Below are 20,571 nucleotides of genomic sequence, written 5' to 3'. Positions count from 1 at the left end.
GCCAATCCGCGCGCGCGGGACGGCCATGGCCACCCCGCATTGACCATTTGATTGTCTGTAAGCTCCAAGGAGCCCCCGGTATGTTCCGTTTCTTTGAAAATCTCGTCGATCCCTATGCTGCCTATCCGAAGAAGGATACGCCGCCGCAACGGCTCTTGCCCTTCCTGATGGATTACGCCCGGCCGTTCCGCGGTCTATTTGTCTGGACAGCGCTGATGTCGGTCGTGGTCGCCGCCGTGGAAGTCGGGCTGATCTGGGCGATGGGCTGGGTTGTGGACGTGCTGGCCGGTGATCCGGCGCAAGTCTGGGAAACCCACGGATCCACCTTGATCGGGTTGGCGCTGTTCATCCTGCTCTTGCGCCCGGTCATTCAGGCACTGGACGTGCTGTTGCTGAACAATGCGGTGATGCCGAATTTTGGCACGCTGATCCGCTGGCGCGCCCATGCCCATGTGCTGCGGCAGTCGGTCGGCTGGTTCGAAAATGATTTCGCCGGACGGATCGCCAATCGCATCATGCAGACGCCGCCCGCCGCAGGCGAAGCCGTCTTTCAGGTCTTTGACGCGATTACCTTTTCGCTGGCGTATCTGGTCGGCGCCATGGTCCTGCTGGGCGATGCGGACCCGCGGTTGATGATCCCGCTGGTGCTTTGGTTCGGGCTTTATGCCGTATTGATGCGCTGGGTCGTGACCCGCGTCGGCCCGGCGTCCAAGGCGGCCTCGGATGCACGCAGCAAGGTCACGGGCCGGGTGGTGGACAGTTATACCAACATTCATTCGGTCAAGATGTTTGCGCACCATTCGCGCGAACTGGACTATGCCAAGGAGGCGATCGAGGATACGCGCCAGACCTTCCAGACAGAGATGCGTTTGTACACGATCATGGACGTGGTCCTTGTCATGCTGAACGGCATTCTGATCGTCGGTGTTGTCGGTTGGGCGATCGCCTTGTGGATGCAGGGCGCGGCCTCGCCGGGGGCGGTGGCGGCGGCAACCGCGCTGACCCTGCGTCTGAACGCGATGACCGGCTGGATCATGTGGGCACTGACGACCTTTTTTCGCCAGCTTGGCGTGGTGGCCGAGGGGATGGAAACCATTGCCCAGCCGATCACCTTGCTGGATTCGAAACAGGCCAAACCGCTGCAACTGGACCGGGGAGAGATCCGCGTCGAAGAACTGTCGCATCACTACGGGCGGGGGTCCGGCGGGCTGGATCAGGTTTCGCTGACCATTGCCCCGGGTGAAAAGCTGGGGCTTGTGGGCCGGTCCGGCGCTGGTAAATCCACCTTGGTCAAGCTGTTGCTACGGTTCTACGACGTGGAACAGGGGCGCATCCTGATCGACGGGCAGGACATCAGCGAGGTCACGCAAGACAGCCTGCGCCTGCACATCGGCATGGTGCAGCAGGATTCCGCGCTGTTGCATCGGTCCGTGCGCGACAACATCCTGTACGGGCGACCTGACGCAACCGAGGCCGAGATGATCGCCGCTGCCAAACAGGCGCAGGCGCATGAGTTCATTCTTGACCTTGAGGATCCGCAGGGGCGCACCGGTTATGACGCCCATGTGGGGGAGCGTGGCGTGAAACTCTCGGGCGGGCAGCGTCAGCGCGTGACCCTTGCCCGCGTCGTTCTGAAAAACGCGCCGATCCTGCTGCTGGACGAGGCGACAAGCGCGCTGGATTCCGAGGTCGAGGCCGCGATTCAGGACACGCTTTATGGCATGATGGAAGGGAAGACGGTGATCGCCATCGCGCACCGGTTGTCCACCATCGCCCAGATGGACCGGATCATCGTCATGGATCAGGGCCGCATCGTCGAGCAGGGCAGCCATGACGCGCTTTTGGCGCAGGGCGGCCTATATGCTGGGTTCTGGGCCCGCCAGTCAGGCGGTTTCCTGGATCCGGACACACAGGCGGCGGAGTGATGCGTTCCATGTTCAAGAGTTTCATACACCGGGCCGGCAACCTGATTGACCCGGAACGTCAGGCCGAAGGGATGCCGCCGGACCGGTTGTGGCCCTTCATGGGTTGGGCGCTGAAAGGCGGCTGGGTCATCATCTGGCTGGGTGTCGCCATTTCGGTTCTGGCCGGGGTGACAGAGGTTCTGTCCATGTATCTGTTGGGCCGCGTCGTCGATGCGGTCGCTGGACCGGTACAGCAGGGCTTTCTTGCGGACCATGGCGGCTTGATCCTGCTTGCCGTTGCCTTGCTTCTGGTGGTGCGGCCGCTGTTGTTCGGTGGTCTGGCCCTGACCCAGTCCGTCATGATCGGTCCCAATGTGTTCAAGCTGGTTCTGGCGCGCCTGTACCGCTGGACCATCGGGCAGGCGGTGACCTTTTTCGACGATGATTACGCGGGCCGGATTGCCCAGAAAAAGGTGCAGGCCGCGCGATCCCTGACCGAGATCGTGATCGAATCCGTCAACGCGATCACCTTTGGACTGGCGACGGTGATTGGCACGGCCTTCCTTCTGGGGGCGATCAATCCGCTGATGCTGGTGCTGCTGGCGGGCTGGTTCGCGGTTTACCTGCTGTTCCTGCGGGTCATGCTGCCAATGATCCGGGCGCGTTCGGCCGCACGGGCCGAAGCGCAGGCCATGGTCACCGGGCAGGTGGTCGATACGATTTCGAACATCAAGACGGTCAAGCTTTTCGCCGGTGATGATCACGAAGACAGCCGCGCGCTGGGCGCGATGGAAACCCTGCGCGGCAAGACCCTGCTTTTCGGTGAGGCGACCACCAGCTTTCGTTTGGGCCTGATTTTCATTGCCGGTCTGTTGCCGGTCATCATGGTCGGTGCGGCCATTGCCTTGCGCAGCGGCGGCGTGTCGCCCGGCGATATTGCGGCCGTGGGTGCGGTGACGATCCGACTGGCGCAGATGACCGGCTGGATCAGCTTTACGCTGATGGTGATCTACGGCCATCTGGGCGAGGTCGAGGACGGCATGGCCACGCTCAGCGTGCCACATGCGCTGACCGACGAACCGGGCGCGCACGACCTGAACGTGACCGAGGGCGAGATCCGTTTTGACAATGTGCACTTCGCCTATGGCGGTCGGACTGGCGGTGTCTCGGGGATTTCGCTGACGGTCAAGCCGGGCGAAAAGCTGGCGATCATCGGTGCTTCGGGTGCCGGGAAATCGACGCTGGTTTCGCTGCTTTTGCGGCTCTACGACACGGAAAGCGGGGCGGTTCGGATCGACGGGACCGATGTGTCCGGTGTGACGCAGGCCAGCCTGCGGCGACAGATCGGCATGGTCACGCAGGAAACCGCCATGTTCAACCGCTCGGCGATGGACAACATCCGCTATGGCCGCCCAGACGCCACCGAAGCCGAGGTGATCGCCGCCGCGAAACGGGCCGAAGCGCATGATTTCATCCTTGAACTGGGCGATTTCAAAGGCCGCAAAGGTTATGACGCCTATCTGGGCGAACGAGGCGTGAAACTGTCCGGCGGGCAACGCCAGCGGATCGCTCTGGCGCGTGCCATCCTCAAGGATGCGCCGATCCTTGTTCTGGACGAGGCGACAAGCGCCCTGGACAGCGAAGTCGAGGCTGCGATTCAAGAGGCGTTGGGCCGCGTGATGGAAGGCAAGACCGTGCTGGCCATCGCGCATCGCCTGTCGACGATTTCCAGCATGGACCGGATCGTGGTGCTGGATCAGGGCCACATTGCTGAACAGGGCACCCATGATGAACTGCTGGAACTTGGTGGGCTTTATGCCCGCTACTGGAACCGGCAGTCCGGCGGATTCCTTGGGTCCGATGCGGTCGAGGCGGCGGAATGATCCGACGCCTCGGCGATATGATAGATCCCTTCGCCCCCGCCGAGGGGCCCCCGCCGCAGGACCTTTGGCCCTTTATGCGCTGGGCGTTGCGCGGGTCGGAAAAGGCGATCCTTGCGGCGGTTTGCGTGACCTTTCTGACCGGGCTGGCCGAACTGGTGGCGGCACGTTTCACCGGTTGGGTGATCGACAGCGCCGAGGCCGCCGGCCAAGGCAATTTCTGGGTCGATTTCTGGCCGATCATCCTGTTTGGCGTCGTCTTTTTCCTGCTGGTGCGGCCGGTGATCTTTATCTTCGACGCAGGGGTTAGCAGCATCCTTCTGGGGCCGAACCTGTTTCCCTTGGTGCTCAGCCGGGTGAACCGTCACACGCTGGGACATTCGCTGCGGTTTTTCGACAATGATTTTGCCGGGCGGATCAGCCAGAAAGCCTTTCAGACCGCGCGATCCGCGACCGACCTTGTGATCGAGTCGACGGATGTGGTGGTCTATGCGCTGGCCATGTTCATGGGGGCCTTCGTGCTGCTGGGGGCGATTGATCCGCAACTGCTGCTGGTCTTTGCGCTGTGGGCGGTGTTCTACGTGGCGGCGCTGCGGTTCTTTATCCCAAGGGTGCAGGCGCGGTCGCAGGCGCGGGCCGGGGCGCGGACCCATGTCAGCGGACAGATCGTCGATACGCTGTCCAATATCGCCACGGTCAAGCTTTTTGCAGCCGACGAACAGGAGGACCGCGCGACATTGGGCGCGCTGGACCGCTACCGCGATCGTTCGCTGGAGTTTGGCGAGATCTCGGCCCTGTTCCGCGTGGTGCTGATGACGCTGGGCGGGCTGTTGCCCATGGTGTCGATCCTTGGGGCGCTGTACCTTTGGACGCTGGGCAGTGCCTCGGCCGGGGATATTGCCATGACGGCCATGGTGACGACGCGCCTGTCGATGCTGACCAACCGGCTGGGCCGGGTTGTCATGACCATCTACACCCATATCGGCGAGATCGAGGACGGCGTGGCCACGCTGACCGGGGCACATGAAATCAGCGACCGCGAAGGGGCCGTGGCAAAAGCCGCGGGCGGGCAGATCCGGTTCGATCACGTGGGTTTTGCCTATGGAGGAGAACAGGCTGCCCTGCGGGCGTTCGACCTGACCATAGCGCAGGGCGAAAAGGTGGCCTTGGTCGGGGCGTCGGGGGCCGGGAAATCTACCGCGGTTTCGTTGCTTTTGCGGCTGTATGACGTGGAAAACGGGCGGATCCTTCTGGGGGGCACGGATATTCGAGACGTCACCCAATCGGGCCTGCGTCAGGTGATTTCCGTGGTGCGGCAGGAAACGGCGATGTTCAACCGTTCGGCCATGGACAACATCCGCTATGGCCGACCCGATGCCAGCGACGAAGAGGTGTTCGAGGCGGCCCGCCGTGCCTCTGCGCATGAGTTCATTCTTGCGCTGCGGGATCACAAAGGCAACGTGGGCTACGAGGCGCGACTGGGCGAACGGGGGGTGAAACTGTCGGGCGGACAACGCCAGCGGATCGCCCTTGCCCGAGCTATCCTGAAAGACGCGCCGGTGCTGGTGCTGGACGAGGCCACCAGTGCGCTGGACAGCGAGGTGGAGGCCGAGATCCAGACCGCGCTGGAACAGGTCATGCAGGGCAAGACCGTGCTGGCCATCGCGCACCGCCTGTCCACGATCGCCCAGATGGATCGCATCGTCGTTCTGGACGCGGGCCGGATCGTCGAAGAAGGCAGCCACGAGGCGCTTTTGGCGAAAGGCGGGTTGTATGCCCGTTACTGGGAGCGGCAGTCGGGTGGTTTTCTTGGTGCCGAGGCCGCCGAGTAAACGGCTGCGCTGGCACCTCTTGGCGACCGTCGCTATTGAGTATTTGGACCAAGAAGAAACAGCAGGGGATTGCCCATGTCCGAGGGCGCAGAGCGGGTTGTGATCGAGCGATTGGGCCATCACGGGGACGGGATCGCGCCGGGGCCGATCTATGTGCCCGGCGTCCTGCCGGGTGAAGAGGTCGAAGGCGTCGTGGACAATGCTGTCATGGCGGTGCCACGGATCGTGACGCCCTCCGCGCAGCGGGTTTCGGCGCCTTGCCGTCATGCGAAATCCTGCGGCGGGTGCCAGTTGCAACATGCCTCGGATGGGTTTGTCACAGGCTGGAAAGAGGACGTGGTGCGGCGCGCGCTGGAAGCGCAGGGGCTGAGCGCGCCTTTGCGGGAAACGATCACCTCTCCTGCGCGGTCACGCAGGCGGGCCAGTTTTTCGGCCCGGCGGACCAAGAAGGGAGCTTTGGCCGGGTTCCACCAGAAGGGATCGGATGTCGTGGTGGCGGTGCCGGATTGCCAGTTGGTGACACCGGCGCTGGCGGCTGCCTTGCCAATGGTCGAGCGGTTGGCCGTTGCGGGCGCTTCGCGCAAGGGCGAGCTTTCGGTCCTGGTTACGGAAAGCCTGTCCGGGCTGGATGTTTCGGTACGGGGGGGCAAGCCGGTGGACGATGCCCTGCGCGTCGATCTGGCCAATATCGCACAGACGGAGGGGTTGGCGCGGTTGGCCTGGGACGACGAGGTGCTGACCCTGCGTCCGCCGCAGCAGAAATTCGGTTCGGCGCTGGTGGTGCCGCCGCCGGGGGCGTTCTTGCAGGCCACCGAAGCGGGGCAGGCGGCGTTGTTGGCCGGTGTTGTGGAGGCGCTGCACGGGGCCAGCCATATCGGTGATTTCTTTGCCGGTTGCGGGACATTTGCCTTGCCGCTGGCGGAAAAGGCGCGGGTTCACGCGGTTGAGGGCGACAAGGCCATGACGCGGGCCCTGGATCAGGGCTGGCGGCAGGCTCAGGGGTTGCGCCATGTCACCCATGCGGCGCGCGACCTGTTCCGCAATCCCCTGTTGCCGGATGAGTTGGCGCGGTTCGACGGGGTTGTCATCGATCCGCCGCGCGCCGGTGCAGAGGCGCAAGTGGCGGAACTGGCGCGGGCGCGGGTGGCAAGGATTGCCCATGTTTCGTGCAATCCCGTGACCTTTGCGCGGGACACGGCGCGCTTGGTGGCGGCGGGCTATCGCCTTGACTGGGTTCAGGTGGTTGACCAGTTCCGTTGGTCCACCCATGTGGAACTCGTCGCCGCATTGAAGTTGGAGAATTGAACACATGGACTTCCGCGCACGCGTCGGGGCGATCGTCGACATGCCCCGCGTCCAGAATGCCATCATCGCCGTTATTGTATTGAATGCCATTGTCCTTGGGATGGAGACCTCCGAGGTTTTGATGGCCCGTTATGGCGGGGTGATCGTGGCACTGGACAGGATCTGTCTGGGCATCTTCATCGTCGAGATCGCGGCCAAGCTCTTTGCACGCGGCTGGGCTTTCTTCCGCTCGGGCTGGAGCGTCTTCGACTTCGTGATCGTGGGCATTGCGCTTTTGCCGGGGGCGGGTGGCCTGTCTGTCTTGCGGGCGCTGCGGATCCTGCGGGTGTTGCGCGTTATCTCGGTTGCGCCGCGGTTGCGTCGGGTGGTCGAGGGCTTTGTCACCGCGCTGCCGGGGATGGGCAGCGTGTTCCTGCTGATGGCGATCATCTTTTACATTGGCAGCGTTATGGCCACCAAACTGTTTGGCGACAGCTTTCCTGAATGGTTCGGGGATCTTGGCCTGTCAGCCTATTCTCTGTTCCAGATCATGACGCTGGAAAGCTGGTCGATGGGGATCGTCCGCCCGGTGATGGAGATCTATCCCTACGCATGGCTGTTTTTTGTGCCCTTCATCATGGTGACGACCTTCGCGGTGGTGAACCTTTTGGTCGGCCTGATCGTGAACTCGATGCAGGATGCCCATCACGAAGAGGAAAACGTGGCAACCGATGCTTATCGCGACGAGGTGCTGGCGCGGTTGGTCGCGATTGAGCGGCGTCTGGCCGAACAGGCGGGTGATGGCGAAAACGTGAGCTACGCAAGAAAGCCTGAATAAGATAGACTGCCCCAAAACAAACGGGGCAGTAAAATGACGATTCTCAGGGTTTTCCTGATGCTGATGCTAGGCCTGTCGGCGGCGGCGTGCAGCAAGTTTCCCACCTATAGCGGGCCAGAAGTGACCCATGTTCTAGTGAACAAGGGCGAACGCCGGATGCACCTGATTCACCACAACGAAGTGCTGAAAAGCTATGACGTGGGGCTGGGTTTTGCGCCGGTGGGCGACAAGAAGATCGAGGGCGATGGCAAGACGCCTGAAGGCAGTTACACCATCGACCGTCGCAATCCGAACAGCCAGTTCTATCTGTCGATCGGGGTGTCTTATCCCAACAAGGACGACAGGGCCGAGGCAAAGGAACTGGGCAAAAGTCCGGGTGGTGACATTTTTATCCACGGACGGCCGCGCAAGTATCGCAAAGGCGGGCAGGACTGGACCGCGGGCTGTATCGCCGTGACCAACCGTGAAATGCGCGAGGTCTATTCTATGGTGAAGAACGGAACGCCGATCACCATTACACCGTGAGCTTGGACAACACCGGGCGGGGGGCATCCCCGCCCTGAGCAGGCCACAGCCCGGATCAGCTGGCCGCTTGCGGCGTGGCGCTGGGCACCGAACCGGTGGCGCCGGGCGCACCCAGAACCATTGTCCACCAGATCTTGCCGTTCGATTCCTGATGCCAGGAAAATCCAAGGTCGCGCGCGGTGGGATCAAGGATGACGTTGCGCGTCGTGTCCTGTTCCATCCAGGCTGCAAGTGTTTCCAGCTCGGTTTCGTAGGTTTCCGAGATCGTCTCACCCACCAGTTGGCCCTGATAGCCAACGCGGCGCACGCGGTCGATCGGCGAGGACCCATCAGACCCAAAATGCCAAGGGCGGTTCTGAACCGCCATGTCCTGTGCATGGGTCGCGGCGGCGGCGTTCAGCTTGGAGTTCAGTTCCAGTTCCGGCACGCCTGCGGCATTGCGCAGGGCATTAACTGAATCCAGCAGCCGGTATTGAATGCGTCCGCTTCCGGCCGAGTTCACCCGGTACACCTGCGGCAACGGCTTGCCGTCCGGACCCAGCTTGGGTTCGGTCGGGCCGGTCGGCGTGGTGGTGCAGGCCGCCATTGCGGCAGCGGAGGACAGGGCGATAAAGGCGCGACGGTTCATCTGGCTGCTCATGTACTCTTCGTTTGTCCTTGCCTTATCGAAGGACGCGTTGCCGATCAAACCCACTTCGGCGTGAGTCGGCGTATTGACACGCGTTTGAATTGCGACTGAGGCATTCGGGCCATATTATGTGCACCAGGATAGATACCCCCGAGGACAATGCAGCATGACGAAACCGGCAGGAAGACCCTTTGACCGCCGCGCGTTCCTCGCCGGCGGAGCGGCGCTTATCGGCACACCCGCACTGGCGCAGAACGTCAATACCGGCACTACAGAGATTGAGCGTAACGTTAGCAACGTTGTACGTCGCAATATCTCGAGCTTTCGCACGTTGGAGTGGAAGGACTATTTCAGCAACCTCAACAAGGGCGCGATCCTCGTCGACATCTCGTCGCGGGCGCTGCACTTCTGGCGAGAGGATGGGACCTATTACCTTTACCCGTCGTCGGTGCCTCTGACCGAGGATCTGACTCGCCGCGGCCGTACCCGCGTGACGCTGAAGGACCCCAAACCCGACTGGCGCCCGACGCCCGCCATGAAAAAGCGCAACCCCGAGTGGCCGGACTATGTTGGCCCCGGTCCGGACAACCCGCTGGGCACCCGCGCGCTGCATCTCAGCTGGACCTATTACCGTATTCACGGCACCCACGACACCCGCAAGATCGGGCGCCGTTCGTCCAACGGATGCATCGGTCTGTACAACGAACACATCGAGCAACTGTACGAGATGGCCTACGTCGGAACGCAGGTGTTGCTAATTTGACGACAAGCGGACAGGGCGCAAAATCGGCCGTCCAAGAACCAATTGCAAAGCCTCTGAAATACTGCTTAGACAGTGACACGAGGTAAGTCTTGGGTGCCTGTCGTGCGTTCCATAGTGGCCGCGATAGGCGAATATCTGGAGAAGTAACATGAAAAAACTCGCTCTCGCAGCCGTTTTCGCTGGCGCAGCATCCACCGCATTCGCTGGTTCGTACAAGTCGTACGCCAAGGACGAAGTGGTGATGGAACCCGTCGTGGTCGTGGAAGAAACCCAAGAGGCATCGTCCTCCGCTGGTCTCCTGATCCCGCTGCTCCTGATCGCGATCATCGCAGCTGTTGCCGCTGACTAATCCGTCACCGGTTTCAAGATCATGCAAAAAGGCGGTGTGACGACACCGCCTTTTTCATTTCCGGACAACCGCTTCGGGTGAAATCCCCGGTCCGGGGACCGGGGCCGTGATCGGGTCAGTCGACCCAGCCGCCAAGGTTTTCCTCGATCACACGTGACAGCGCGTCGACATGCGCAGGATCGTCGTTGAGGCAGGGGATATAGGTGAACTTCTCGCCGCCCGCCTCTTCAAAGCTTTCCTTGATCTCTTCGTTGATCTCTTCAAGCGTCTCGATGCAGTCGGCCGAAAAAGCCGGGGCACAGACGGCGATGTGCTTTTTGCCGTCCTCTTTCGCCAGCCGCGCGACCTCGTCCACCGTATAGGGTTTCAGCCATTCTTCGGGGCCGAATCGACTCTGGAAAGTGGTCGTGATCTGGGTCTTGTCCCAGCCAAGACGCTCGCGCAGCAGGCGCGTCGTTTTCTGGCACTGGCAATGGTAGGGATCGCCTTCCATCAGATAGCGTTGCGGCACGCCATGATACGAACAGACCAGGATGTCCGGGCGGGAATCCGCCTGTGCATAGGCACGTTCGATCGATTGGGCCAGTGCTTCGATATACATCGGATGGCCGAAATAGGGGTCGACGATCCGTGCTGTCGGCTGCCATTTCTCTTCCATCAGCGCGCGAAAGAACTGGTCGTTCGCCGTGGCCGAAGTGGCGCCCGCGTATTGCGGATACAGCGGGAAGAACAGGATCTTGCGACAGCCCGCCTCGACCATCTCGCGGACCTTGGACTTGGTCGAGGGATTGCCGTAGCGCATGCAGAAATCCACCATGACTTGATCGCCGTAGCGCTCGGTCATCTTTTGCGCGATGGCGGCGGTCTGCGCCTTGGTGATCGTCATCAGGGGGCTTTCATTCGCCTCTTCGTTCCAGATCGACTTATAGGCCGCGCCCGAGCTGAAAGGCCGTTTCGACAGGATGATGAGTTGCAGCAGTGGCTGCCATTTCCAGCGCGGATAGTCGATCACCCGCTGGTCGGACAGAAACTCGTTCAGATAGCGCCGCATCGACCAATAGTCGGTTGCATCCGGCGTGCCCAGATTGGCCAGCAAAATGCCCACGCGCTCTTTCGGCAGGGCCGGGTGGTCGGCGGGTGCATGGTCCGGGCGGCTGGCGGAATGGGTGGCGTCGAGCATGCTGGATTTCCCGTGGTCGTGCAGTTTCGCAGTAAGTATCGCCGTTCCGCGATACGTCAATCTTTCAGGGGCGTTTCCGAGGTGTTCAGCGCATCGGCAAGCCGCTGTGCCGCAGAACCGGGCCGCAAGGGTTGCGGCTGAGAGGCGTCCGGGGCCCAGCCGGTCAGGGTGATCAGCTCGAATGTGGCCGGTACGCGGCCATCGGGCAGGGCAAAGGCCTGCGAATAGATTTCAACCGCGCGCATCATCACCGCACGCCGGGTCGGATGCCGCAGCCGCCCGGCCAGCGCGTTGTTTTCGCCCATCGCGCGCAATTCCTGCATCAGGTGCAGCGGGGTGGCATAGCTGGCGGTCAAAGGGGTGGAATCGGCCACCGGCAAGGCCAGCCCGGCCCGTTGCAATAGCGCACCCAGGTCGCGGATCTCGCCCATCGGGGCCACGCGGGGCGACAGCCCGCCTGTGACTTCGGTTTCGGCCTGCGCAAGCGCGGCGCGCAGTTCGTGCAGCGTCTGCCCGCCCAGCGTCAGCACAAGGCACAGCCCGTCCGGTTGCAGGGCCCGGCGGCACTGAATCAGCTGGCCGATCGGATCGTCCGCCCAATGCAGGCTCAGTGCATGGATCACCAGATCATGCGCGGCTTCTGTCAGGTCCAGCACTTCGGCATCGGGAATGATCCGGGCCTCGGGAAAGGCGGGCCGCCAGATCTGTGGAAATGGGGTGACGATCGCCACCTGTTTAAACGCCCTGTTAACCATTGCCAGACGATCCTGCGCGTCGTCGCGGGCGGCCTCGTGCAGGAACAGCGCGTCGGCCTTCGCGCGGGCGCGGTGGCGTTTCAGGGCAGATCGGTCGGTGAGGCGTGGAGGATTGGGCATATGATGGCTCATAGGCTTTGGTCGGCAGGGATGCAAACCCTGGTGCAGATGGTCTATCCGCCGCGCTGCCTTGCCTGTGGCGGACTGGTGGAATCGGATTTCGGCCTCTGCGGGACCTGTTGGCGGGATACGCCTTTTGTCGCCGGGCTGTCCTGTGATCTATGTGGTGTGCCTTTGCCGGGGCAGTCGCATCAGGCAGAACTGTGCGATGACTGTCTCAGCATTTCCCGCCCCTGGCATCAGGGGCGCGCGGCCCTTGTTTATCGGGATCGCGGGCGGCACTTGGTACTGGCGCTGAAACATGGCGACAGGCATGACATAGCGCGCCCGGCGGCCAAGTGGATGGCGCGGGTCACGCGGGATCTTGTCCGGGAAGACATGTTGATCCTGCCGATCCCTCTGCATGTGCGCCGGCACCTGAAACGGCGTTTCAACCAATCCGCCCTGCTGGCCGAGGCTTTGGCCGCCGAGTTGGAATGCGACTGGTGTCCCGACGCGCTGGAGCGGCGCAAGGCGACACCTTCGCTGGAGGGCAAGAGCCGCGAAGAGCGGTTCGTTGCCCTGCATGGAAAAATCACCGTGGCCCCATCGCGTGCAGGAATGATCGCTGGGCGTCCGGTTCTTTTGGTCGATGATGTCATGACCAGCGGCGCAACGCTGGCCGGTGCCACCGAGGCCTGTCTTGCAGCCGGTGCAACAGAGGTTTGTGTCAGCGTGCTGGCGCGCGCCGCCAAAGACGCCTAAATCCATCAGGTACGCACGAACGATCTGGAGGACCGAGAATGAAACCGGTCGAGATGTATTTTTCGCCGCTCTGCGGCTATTGCCACGCGGCCAAGCGGCTGCTTGACAGCAAGGGTGTCGATTATGCCGGCATCAACGTTCTGGAAGAACCGCAGCGCCGGTCCGAGATGATGGACCGCGCCAACGGGCGGCACACCGTGCCGCAGATCTTTATCGGAGAGACCCACGTGGGCGGTTTTGATGATCTGGCGGCCCTTGAACGGCAGGGCAAGCTGGACACCCTTCTGGCCGGGTGATGCGGGCCGCGCTGTTGCAGATGACCTCGTCCGACGATCCGGACGAGAACCTTGAAACCCTGTCGCGGATGTTGCGGCAGGCACAGGCAGAGGGCGCGCAGATCGCCCTGACGCCCGAAGTCTGCAATTGCGTGTCCATGGACCGGGCGCATCAGGCGAACGTCCTGCGCCCGGAATCCGCGGATCCGGTGCTTGCCGGATTGCGCAGGCAGGCGGCCGAGCTTGGGCTTTGGGTGCTGGCCGGATCGCTGGCCTTGAAGGCAGAGCCGCCCGAGACGCGGTTTGTCAATCGCTCGGTCCTAATTGGACCGGATGGCGGCATCACGGCGCGCTATGACAAGATGCACATGTTCGACGTGCAGGTGTCCGAGACCGAAACCTACCGCGAATCTTCGGGCTATGCGCCCGGGGACAGGGCCGTTCTGGCCGAAACTCCCTTGGCAGCGATCGGGATGACGGTCTGCTACGATGTTCGCTTTGCCTATCTCTACCGCGCGCTGGCGCAGGCGGGGGCCCGGATCCTGACGGTTCCAGCGGCCTTTTCGCCGGGTACCGGCCCGGCCCATTGGCAACCACTGTTGCAGGCGCGGGCCATCGAGACCGGCTGTTACGTCCTTGCTCCGGCGCAGACCGGGCAACACGCCGCGCGGTCCGGGCGCAGCCGCAAAACCTATGGGCACTCGATGGCAGTCTCTCCATGGGGAGAGATCCTGCTGGACGCGGGCACCGAGCCGGGTGTCTTTTGCGTGGATCTGGACCTGGGCAAGGTGGACGAGGCGCGGCGCAAGGTGCCCGCGCTGACCCATGATCGCGCCTATTCGGGGCCGTCGACATGAGCGACGCCAGCAGCCTTGCGATTTCGTTGATTTCCGAGCTTTTGACCGCCGATCAATTGCTGCGGGCCCGGCTGACGCGCGTTCTGCCGAACCGGATGGAAATCTCGCATTTCTCAGTGCTGAATCACCTTGGCCGGGGCGGTGAGAAGACCCCGGCACAACTGGCCCGCGCCTTTCACGTCACGCGCGGGGCGATGACCAATACGTTGTCCAAACTGGAAATCGCCGGATACGTGCATATCCGCCCCGACTGGGACGATGCCCGGCGCAAGCTTGTGTCGATCTCACCTGCGGGTCATTCGGCACGCGACGCGGCGTTGGCGGCGATCATGCCGCTGATCGACGAGATGATGGGCGATCTTGGCGAGGACCGTGTGCGCGCGGCCTTGCCGGTCTTGCGCGAGCTGCGCCTGCGGCTGGAAGAGTAGGGGGCGCTGCCCCCTCTTGCCCTGCGGGCAATTCACCCCCGGAGTATTTTTGCCAAGAAGAAACCGCGGTTGCCAGTTTGTCCGGGCGATATGTTCCGGGGCGAGTGGCTTTTTCCAGCACGGGTCTTTCAGCGGGCGGTTTGGGCGCGGTTGTTGCACGGGCCAGACGCCGGGAGATACCAGACACCTCGCAGCGCCCGTTGCGGGATGTTCAGCCCGGTCATTTTGGCGCGTCGATTACCGGCGTTTTCGAAGAAGACGCCTGTCATCAGGACGCTGTTCCGTTGGGCGGCTTGCAACGGGGCAGATACTGTCAGGTTGGCAGGGACGCCGGGCGTATCCTTCCGCCTTACAATTGTGGATGTCAGACGGGTTTCAGTGCGGCGGTAACGTAGTTTACGCTGAGGTCGCGGTCTGACAGGCGCCATGTCCAGCTGACCGGGTTGAAGACAAAGCCCTTGCGGTCGACCGGTTCCAGCCCGGCGCGGCGCATCAGGTCGTAAAGTTCGTCCGGGGTGATGAACTTGTGCCATTCATGTGTGCCCTTGGGCAGCCAGCGCATGACGTATTCCGCGCCGACGATGGCCATGGCAAAGCTCTTGGGGTTCCGGTTGATGGTCGAACAGATGTGCAGCCCGCCGGGTTTCAGCAATTGCTGGCAGGCGGTCAGGTAGGCCAGCGGATCGGCCACATGTTCGACCACTTCCATGTTCAGGACCACGTCGAATCGCTCTCCGGCTTCGGCCATCGCTTCGGCGGTGGTAAAGCGATAGTCGATCTCCAGCCCGGATTGGGTGGCGTGGGTCCGGGCCACGGGAATATTGCGTTCAGCGGCATCGACGCCCACCACATCGGCGCCCAGCCGGGCCATGGGTTCGGACAGCAACCCGCCGCCGCAGCCGATGTCCATGATCCGCAGCCCTTCGAAGGGGCGCGGGGTGGTCAGGTCGCGGTCATACTCTGCCGCGATCTGGCTGGTGATGTAGTCCAGCCGGCAGGGATTGAGCATGTGCAGGGGCTTGAACTTGCCGTTCGGGTCCCACCATTCTGCGGCCATCGCTTCGAACTTTGCGATCTCGGATGCATCGACTGTGGTCGTCATGACTTTCCCCATGGTCTTTTGGCCTTGAGGGGCAATATAGGTAGGGCATGGACAAAATCCCGGGCCAAAAGCGCGCAGTGCAGTATCTCTATCCCGCGGTCGACCCGTTCGATCAGCGGATGCTGGAGGTCGGCGACGGCCATTCGATCTATGTCGAGCAATGCGGCAATCCCGAAGGTGTGCCGGTCATCGTCCTGCACGGCGGTCCGGGGGGCGGATGCAGCCCGGCGATGCGGCGCTATTTCAACCCGGATCATTACCGGGTGGTGCTGTTTGACCAGCGCGGCTGTGGCCGGTCGCGGCCGCATGCCAGCGTCGTCAACAACACGACATGGGATCTTGTGGCCGACATCGAGCGGATCCGCGCCGCGCTGGATATCGACCGGGCCGTGGTTTTTGGCGGAAGCTGGGGCGCGACGCTGGCGCTGATCTATGCCATCAGTCACCCGGAGGCGGTTCTGCAACTGGTGCTGCGCGGCGTTTTCATGATGACCCAGGCCGAGCTGGACTGGTTCTATGGCGGTGGCGCGGGGCAGTTCTGGCCCGAACCATGGGCGCGGTTTTCGGACATGATTCCCGAGGACGAGCAGGACGATCTGATCGGAGCCTATCACCGGCGGCTGTTCAGTGGCGACCTGCGGACCGAAACCCGCTATGCGCAGGCTTGGTCGGCGTGGGAAAATGCGCTGGCCTCGGTTTATTCCAATGGCCACGGCGGAGAGGCGCCCGGCGAATATGCCCGCGCCTTTGCCCGGTTGGAAAACCACTATTTCACCCATGCAGGTTTCCTTGAGGAAGACGGTTGGATCCTGAAAAACGTGGATCGGATCGCGGGGATTCCCGGGGTCATCGTGCAGGGGCGGTACGACATGATCTGCCCTCCGCGCCGCGCATGGGAACTGGCCAAGGCGTGGCCCGGGGCGGATTTGCGGATGATCCGAAACGCCGGGCATGCATTGTCAGAGCCCGGTATCAGTGCCGAACTGGTCCGGGTTATGGATGATCTGGCGGACCTGACGGGCTGAGCCCGCACAAGCCCGCCGGAAGCAGGATGGCAGGCATGAAGGGACTGGTGGACTGCCGGTTCCGCAATCGCCATGCGCCTCGCGGCATGTTTTCGCGTGCAACCTGTTAAAATGACGGGGTTTACACATGAGTTTCAGGCGGTAACCTAGGTGTAATGAAAACAAAACACCGGCAGGGACCTTGAACCCGGTTCTCAAAATCATCCTCCAGCGTCTGGCGCTGGGCCTTCTGACCCTGTTCATCGTGTCCATCGTCATCTTTACGGCGGTGAACATGCTTCCCGGGGATTTCGCCGAGGCGATCCTTGGGCAGGGCGCAACTCCCGAAGCGGTCGAGGCCATCCGCCGTGACCTCGGGCTCGATCAACACCCCGTTATGCGCTACCTCGACTGGTTGGGTGGCGCTTTGCAGGGCGACTTGGGCAATTCCTTTGCCCAGGCCAATTTTGCCAGTTTCGTGGGCGACGATTCGGGCGTGCGGGTCACCGTGGCGCAACAGATCGCACCGCGCTTTGCCAATACAATGTTCCTTGCAGGCGTGACGGCGGCCATTGCCGTGCCCTTTGCGGTGACTTTGGGCATTCTTGCGGCGCTTTACCGGAACTCGGTTTTTGACAAGGTGGCGAATATCTCGACCCTGACCTCGATTTCCTCGCCCGAGTTTTTCCTTGCTTACATCCTGATCCTCTTCCTTGCGGTGCTGAACCCGCTACTGCCGTCGCTGTCGAACATCTATGAGGGGATGAGCTTTGTGGAGCGGCTGCAAAAAACCTTGTTGCCGGCGCTGACGCTGACCTTGGTAGTGACGGCGCATATGATGCGGATGACACGGGCGGCGATCATCAACCTGCTTGCCAGTCCCTACATCGAGATGGCGCGGTTGAAAGGGATCAAGCCGATGCGGGTGATCGTGACCCATGCGCTTCCCAATGCGCTGGCCCCGATCATCAACGTGATTGCGCTGAACCTTGCCTACCTGATCACCGGGGTTGTCGTGGTCGAGGTGGTCTTTGTCTATCCGGGCATCGGCCAGCTGTTCGTGGACAGCGTCAAGATCCGGGACATTCCCGTGGTGCAGGCCTGCTGTCTGATCTTTGCGGCTGCCTATATCCTGCTCAACCTGACCGCTGACGTTTTGTCGATCCTGTCCAACCCGCGCCTGAGGCATCCGAAATGACGACGATTCTGTGGATCGCCGCCGCCCTTGCGGTCCTTCTGGCGGCTGGCTGGGGGATGCGCTTTGTTGGCCAGCAGGTGACCGGAAACAAGCCGGTCTTTCGTGACATGCCCCTGGCTGTGGCTTTTGGGTATGTCCTTGGCGCGGCCTTGCTGGTCTTTGGGGTCTGGTTCTACTTTCAGCCGACGGTAACAGAGGCGGGTGCGCCGGTCGCTGCGGTCCAGTTCTTTCGCTGGGCCGTGCAGGGCGTCCTGATCGGTGCCGCGGCCGCCTTTGTGTTTCGCCTTGTCGGGCGCACGGTGGGCACCGCTGGCAGCCGCAAGATGTTCCGCCAGATGCCGCTGACCGCGTCCTTCGGCGTGCTGGTCATACTTGTCTATGCCTTTCTTGCCATCTTCGCCGGTGCGTTGGCTCCATACGGACAGGAACAGGTTTTTGGTCAGGCCAACATCGTGCCGGGCGGCAATCCCGCGCTGGGCGGCAACCCGGAATTCCCGCTGGGCACCGACCAGATCGGTCGAGATATCCTGTCGCGGCTGATCTACGGCGCGCAAAACACCGTCGGGATCGCCTTTGCCACGACGCTTCTGGCATTTTTCCTTGGCGGGACCTTCGGCTTTCTGGCGGCGGTGCTGCAAGGCTGGCTGGACCAGATCCTCAGCCGCATGGTCGATGTGTTGATGGCGATTCCCTCGCTGATCTTCTCGCTTCTGCTCATCACGGTCGCCTCGGCCTGGGTGTCCGGTTTCGGGCTGACGATCGCCATGGTCGTCATCATCGCGGTGATCGATTCGACCCGGGTGTTCCGTCTTGCGCGGGCCGTGGGCATGAACATCGTCGTGATGGATTACATCGAGGCCGCCAAGCTGCGCGGCGAGGGGCTGGGCTATCTCATCTTCCGCGAGATCCTGCCCAATGCCACCGCACCGCTGTTGGCCGAATTCGGTCTGCGTTTCTGCTTTGTCTTCCTGACGATCTCGGCGCTCAGCTTCCTTGGTCTTGGCATCCAGCCGCCGCTGGCGGACTGGGGGACGATGGTCAAGGATCTCTCGGCCTTTATCAACTACGCCAGTTTTGCGCCCTTGGCGGCCAGCGTGCCGCTTCTGGCGGCGGGTGCCATCGCCCTGCTGACCGTGGCGGTGAACTTTGTCGTCGACTGGATGCTGAACCGCAGCTCGGGCCTGAAGGACTAAGCCATGTCTGAATTTCTTGTCGAAATGCGCGATGTTCAGATCGAAGGCCGTTCGGACGAAACCTGGATGCCGATCATCAAAGGCGTGGACCTGACCCTGAAAAAGGGCGAGGTGCTGGGCCTGATCGGAGAATCCGGCGCGGGCAAATCCACACTGGGCCTTGCCGCCATGGGGTTCTGCCGTGACGGTGTACGGATCTCCGGCGGTAGCGTTCACTTCGACGGCATCGACCTTTTGGCCGCCAGTGCCGAGAAAAAGCGTCAGTTGCTGGGCAAGCGCATCGCCTATGTCGCCCAATCCGCCGCGGCCAGCTTTAACCCCGCGCACAAACTGATCGACCAGCATACCGAGGCGCCGGTACAGCATGGCGTGTCATCCCGTGCCGAAAGCGCCGCTGACGGGGTGGAACTGTACCGCAAGCTGCGCCTGCCCAACCCCGACGAGATCGGCTTTCGTTATCCGCATCAGGTCTCTGGCGGACAGTTGCAGCGGGCCATGACGGCCATGGCGATGGCCTGCCGCCCTGATCTGATCATCTTTGACGAACCGACGACAGCGCTGGACGTGACCACCCAGATCGAGGTGCTGGCCAGCATCCGCGAGATCGTCGAGGAATTCGACACCGCCGCAATTTATATCACGCACGACCTTGCCGTCGTTGCCCAGATGGCGGACCGTATCAAGGTGTTGCTCAAGGGGGACGAGGTCGAAGAGGCCGACACCCGTTCGATGCTGTCGAACCCGACGCAGGAATACACCAAGAGCCTTTGGGCCGTGCGCGCCTTTGAACGGCCTCAGAAACCGGCTGTTGCCACGGATGCGACGCCGGTGATTTCTGTTCAGGGGGTGACGGCGGCCTATGGCACGGTGGACGTGCTGCACGATGTCAGCTTTGACATCCACGAAGGCCGCACCGTTGCGGTCGTGGGCGAATCCGGCTCTGGCAAATCGACCACCGCCCGTTGCATCACCGGACTGCTGCCGCCGCGCCTTGGCCAGATCGAGCTGGAGGGAAAACCGCTTCCACTGGACTACCGCAGGCGCAACAAGGAACAGTTGCGGCAGGTGCAGATGATCTACCAGATGGCCGATACCGCGCTGAACCCACGCAAACCCATCGGCGAAATCATCGGTCGACCGGTGGAATTCTACATGGGTCTGAAAGGACGCGAGAAACGCAAACGGGTCGAACACCTGCTGGAACAGATCGAACTGCCCGCGTCCCAGTATTTCGACCGCCTGCCAAGCGAGCTTTCCGGTGGCCAGAAACAGCGCGTCGGCATTGCCCGTGCCCTTGCCGCCGAGCCGCGTTTCATTATCTGTGACGAGGTGACGAGCGCGCTGGATCAGCTGGTGGCCGAGGGTATCCTGAAACTTCTGGCCCGCCTTCAGGATGAGCTGAAGCTCAGCTATATGTTCATCACCCATGATCTTGCCACGGTGCGGGCGATTTCGGACGAAGTGGTGGTGATGAAGGACGGGGTTGTCGTGGAACAAGGGCAAAAGACCGACATGTTCACGCCGCCGCACCACGCCTATACCGATTTGCTGTTGTCCTCTGTGCCGGAAATGGATCCCGACTGGTTGACCAACCTGCTTAGGGAACGCGGAGTTGATAACATCGGCGATGCCGCCGTCGACAAAATGTCGTAAAGGTAATGTCACAATGAATATCGGCCGGGCAATGGATCCGCGCCGGGAACTGACCAAGG

General features: G+C 62.2%; 20 protein-coding genes. 16 read left to right on the top strand and 4 right to left on the bottom strand.

All coding sequences use genetic code 11. From position 1 onward, the window contains the following. The first annotated feature begins 80 nt into the window (after positions 1-80). The 6 genes from KJP30_RS13755 to KJP30_RS13730 all read left to right on the top strand — a co-directional run bounded on the left by KJP30_RS13755 (position 81) and on the right by KJP30_RS13730 (position 8,263). Positions 81-1,925 carry an ABC transporter ATP-binding protein gene (locus KJP30_RS13755; protein ID WP_218449834.1) on the top strand — a complete coding sequence of 615 codons (1,845 nt, stop codon included), beginning with the start codon at positions 81-83 and terminating at the stop codon, positions 1,923-1,925. Continuing rightward, the gene (locus tag KJP30_RS13750) at positions 1,925-3,787 is read left to right on the top strand and encodes an ABC transporter ATP-binding protein (RefSeq protein WP_218449833.1); all 1,863 of its coding nucleotides are present in this window, start codon (positions 1,925-1,927) and stop codon (positions 3,785-3,787) included. The genes KJP30_RS13755 and KJP30_RS13750 overlap by 1 nt, the downstream gene beginning before the upstream one ends. After that, complete coding sequence (locus KJP30_RS13745; RefSeq protein ID WP_218449832.1) at positions 3,784-5,616, top strand: ABC transporter ATP-binding protein; 1,833 nt, start codon at positions 3,784-3,786, stop codon at positions 5,614-5,616. The genes KJP30_RS13750 and KJP30_RS13745 overlap by 4 nt, the downstream gene beginning before the upstream one ends. A 75-nt stretch (positions 5,617-5,691) precedes the next feature. Continuing rightward, positions 5,692-6,921, top strand: a complete 1,230-nt coding sequence (locus KJP30_RS13740) for a class I SAM-dependent RNA methyltransferase (RefSeq protein WP_218449831.1) — start codon at positions 5,692-5,694, stop codon at positions 6,919-6,921. Between the two features lie 4 nt (positions 6,922-6,925). Next, positions 6,926-7,738 (top strand): ion transporter, encoded by an 813-nt coding sequence (locus KJP30_RS13735; protein WP_218449830.1) that lies wholly within the window; start codon positions 6,926-6,928, stop codon positions 7,736-7,738. Positions 7,739-7,771: 33 nt separating this feature from the next. Then, the gene (locus KJP30_RS13730; RefSeq protein WP_218449829.1) at positions 7,772-8,263 is read left to right on the top strand and encodes a L,D-transpeptidase family protein; all 492 of its coding nucleotides are present in this window, start codon (positions 7,772-7,774) and stop codon (positions 8,261-8,263) included. Positions 8,264-8,318: 55 nt separating this feature from the next. Here the strand turns inward: KJP30_RS13730 and dalA are convergent, their stop codons facing one another. Beyond that, a complete protein-coding gene (gene dalA / locus KJP30_RS13725) occupies positions 8,319-8,891 on the bottom strand; it encodes a divisome-associated lipoprotein DalA (RefSeq protein WP_218450163.1) in 573 nt (190 codons plus the stop codon). Between the two features lie 166 nt (positions 8,892-9,057). Between dalA and KJP30_RS13720 the strand changes: the two genes are divergently transcribed. Both KJP30_RS13720 and KJP30_RS13715 read left to right on the top strand, forming a co-directional pair. Continuing rightward, positions 9,058-9,654: a L,D-transpeptidase gene (locus tag KJP30_RS13720; RefSeq protein ID WP_218449828.1), complete on the top strand. Its 597-nt coding sequence runs from the start codon at positions 9,058-9,060 to the stop codon at positions 9,652-9,654. A gap of 148 nt (positions 9,655-9,802) precedes the next feature. Continuing rightward, positions 9,803-10,003 carry a ferrochelatase gene (locus tag KJP30_RS13715; protein WP_218449827.1) on the top strand — a complete coding sequence of 67 codons (201 nt, stop codon included), beginning with the start codon at positions 9,803-9,805 and terminating at the stop codon, positions 10,001-10,003. A 115-nt stretch (positions 10,004-10,118) separates the two neighbouring features. On the opposite strand, the gene hemH is transcribed toward KJP30_RS13715, so the two are convergent. Then, entirely contained in the window at positions 10,119-11,183 is a 1,065-nt protein-coding gene (hemH, locus tag KJP30_RS13710; RefSeq protein ID WP_218449826.1) for a ferrochelatase, read from the bottom strand. Positions 11,184-11,239: 56 nt separating this feature from the next. Further along, positions 11,240-12,058, bottom strand: coding sequence for a methyltransferase domain-containing protein (locus KJP30_RS13705; RefSeq protein WP_218449825.1), 819 nt, complete (start codon positions 12,056-12,058; stop codon positions 11,240-11,242). A gap of 3 nt (positions 12,059-12,061) precedes the next feature. Between KJP30_RS13705 and KJP30_RS13700 the strand changes: the two genes are divergently transcribed. Genes KJP30_RS13700 through KJP30_RS13685 form a run of 4 tightly spaced genes read left to right on the top strand, consistent with a single transcriptional unit; the run spans position 12,062 to position 14,362 of the window. Continuing rightward, positions 12,062-12,802 carry a ComF family protein gene (locus KJP30_RS13700; protein WP_246594492.1) on the top strand — a complete coding sequence of 247 codons (741 nt, stop codon included), beginning with the start codon at positions 12,062-12,064 and terminating at the stop codon, positions 12,800-12,802. A 38-nt stretch (positions 12,803-12,840) separates the two neighbouring features. Further along, positions 12,841-13,098, top strand: coding sequence for a glutaredoxin 3 (gene grxC, locus KJP30_RS13695; RefSeq protein ID WP_218449824.1), 258 nt, complete (start codon positions 12,841-12,843; stop codon positions 13,096-13,098). Then, complete coding sequence (locus tag KJP30_RS13690; protein WP_218449823.1) at positions 13,098-13,934, top strand: carbon-nitrogen hydrolase family protein; 837 nt, start codon at positions 13,098-13,100, stop codon at positions 13,932-13,934. The genes grxC and KJP30_RS13690 overlap by 1 nt, the downstream gene beginning before the upstream one ends. Further along, a complete protein-coding gene (locus KJP30_RS13685) occupies positions 13,931-14,362 on the top strand; it encodes a MarR family winged helix-turn-helix transcriptional regulator (RefSeq protein WP_218449822.1) in 432 nt (143 codons plus the stop codon). The genes KJP30_RS13690 and KJP30_RS13685 overlap by 4 nt, the downstream gene beginning before the upstream one ends. 364 nt (positions 14,363-14,726) lie before the next feature. On the opposite strand, the gene ubiG is transcribed toward KJP30_RS13685, so the two are convergent. Then, positions 14,727-15,464 carry a bifunctional 2-polyprenyl-6-hydroxyphenol methylase/3-demethylubiquinol 3-O-methyltransferase UbiG gene (ubiG, locus tag KJP30_RS13680; RefSeq protein ID WP_218449821.1) on the bottom strand — a complete coding sequence of 246 codons (738 nt, stop codon included), beginning with the start codon at positions 15,462-15,464 and terminating at the stop codon, positions 14,727-14,729. A 47-nt stretch (positions 15,465-15,511) separates the two neighbouring features. On the opposite strand from ubiG, the gene pip reads away from it, so the two are divergent. The 4 genes from pip (at position 15,512) to KJP30_RS13660 (ending at position 20,512) form a co-directional block, all read left to right on the top strand. Next, positions 15,512-16,489: a prolyl aminopeptidase gene (gene pip / locus KJP30_RS13675; RefSeq protein WP_218449820.1), complete on the top strand. Its 978-nt coding sequence runs from the start codon at positions 15,512-15,514 to the stop codon at positions 16,487-16,489. Between the two features lie 181 nt (positions 16,490-16,670). After that, the gene (locus KJP30_RS13670) at positions 16,671-17,666 is read left to right on the top strand and encodes an ABC transporter permease (protein ID WP_218449819.1); all 996 of its coding nucleotides are present in this window, start codon (positions 16,671-16,673) and stop codon (positions 17,664-17,666) included. Then, positions 17,663-18,859 (top strand): ABC transporter permease, encoded by a 1,197-nt coding sequence (locus KJP30_RS13665; protein ID WP_218449818.1) that lies wholly within the window; start codon positions 17,663-17,665, stop codon positions 18,857-18,859. Before KJP30_RS13670 ends, KJP30_RS13665 begins: the two co-directional genes overlap by 4 nt. A gap of 3 nt (positions 18,860-18,862) precedes the next feature. Further along, the gene (locus KJP30_RS13660) at positions 18,863-20,512 is read left to right on the top strand and encodes an ABC transporter ATP-binding protein (protein WP_218449817.1); all 1,650 of its coding nucleotides are present in this window, start codon (positions 18,863-18,865) and stop codon (positions 20,510-20,512) included. The last annotated feature ends 59 nt before the right edge of the window (positions 20,513-20,571 follow it).

Origin of the sequence: Antarctobacter sediminis, from assembly GCF_019218285.1 — a bacterium.
GTDB classification, from domain to species: Bacteria; Pseudomonadota; Alphaproteobacteria; order Rhodobacterales; family Rhodobacteraceae; genus Antarctobacter; species Antarctobacter sediminis.
The sequence above is the reverse complement of the archived record's forward strand: the minus strand, read 5'-3'. Positions and strand labels throughout refer to the sequence as shown.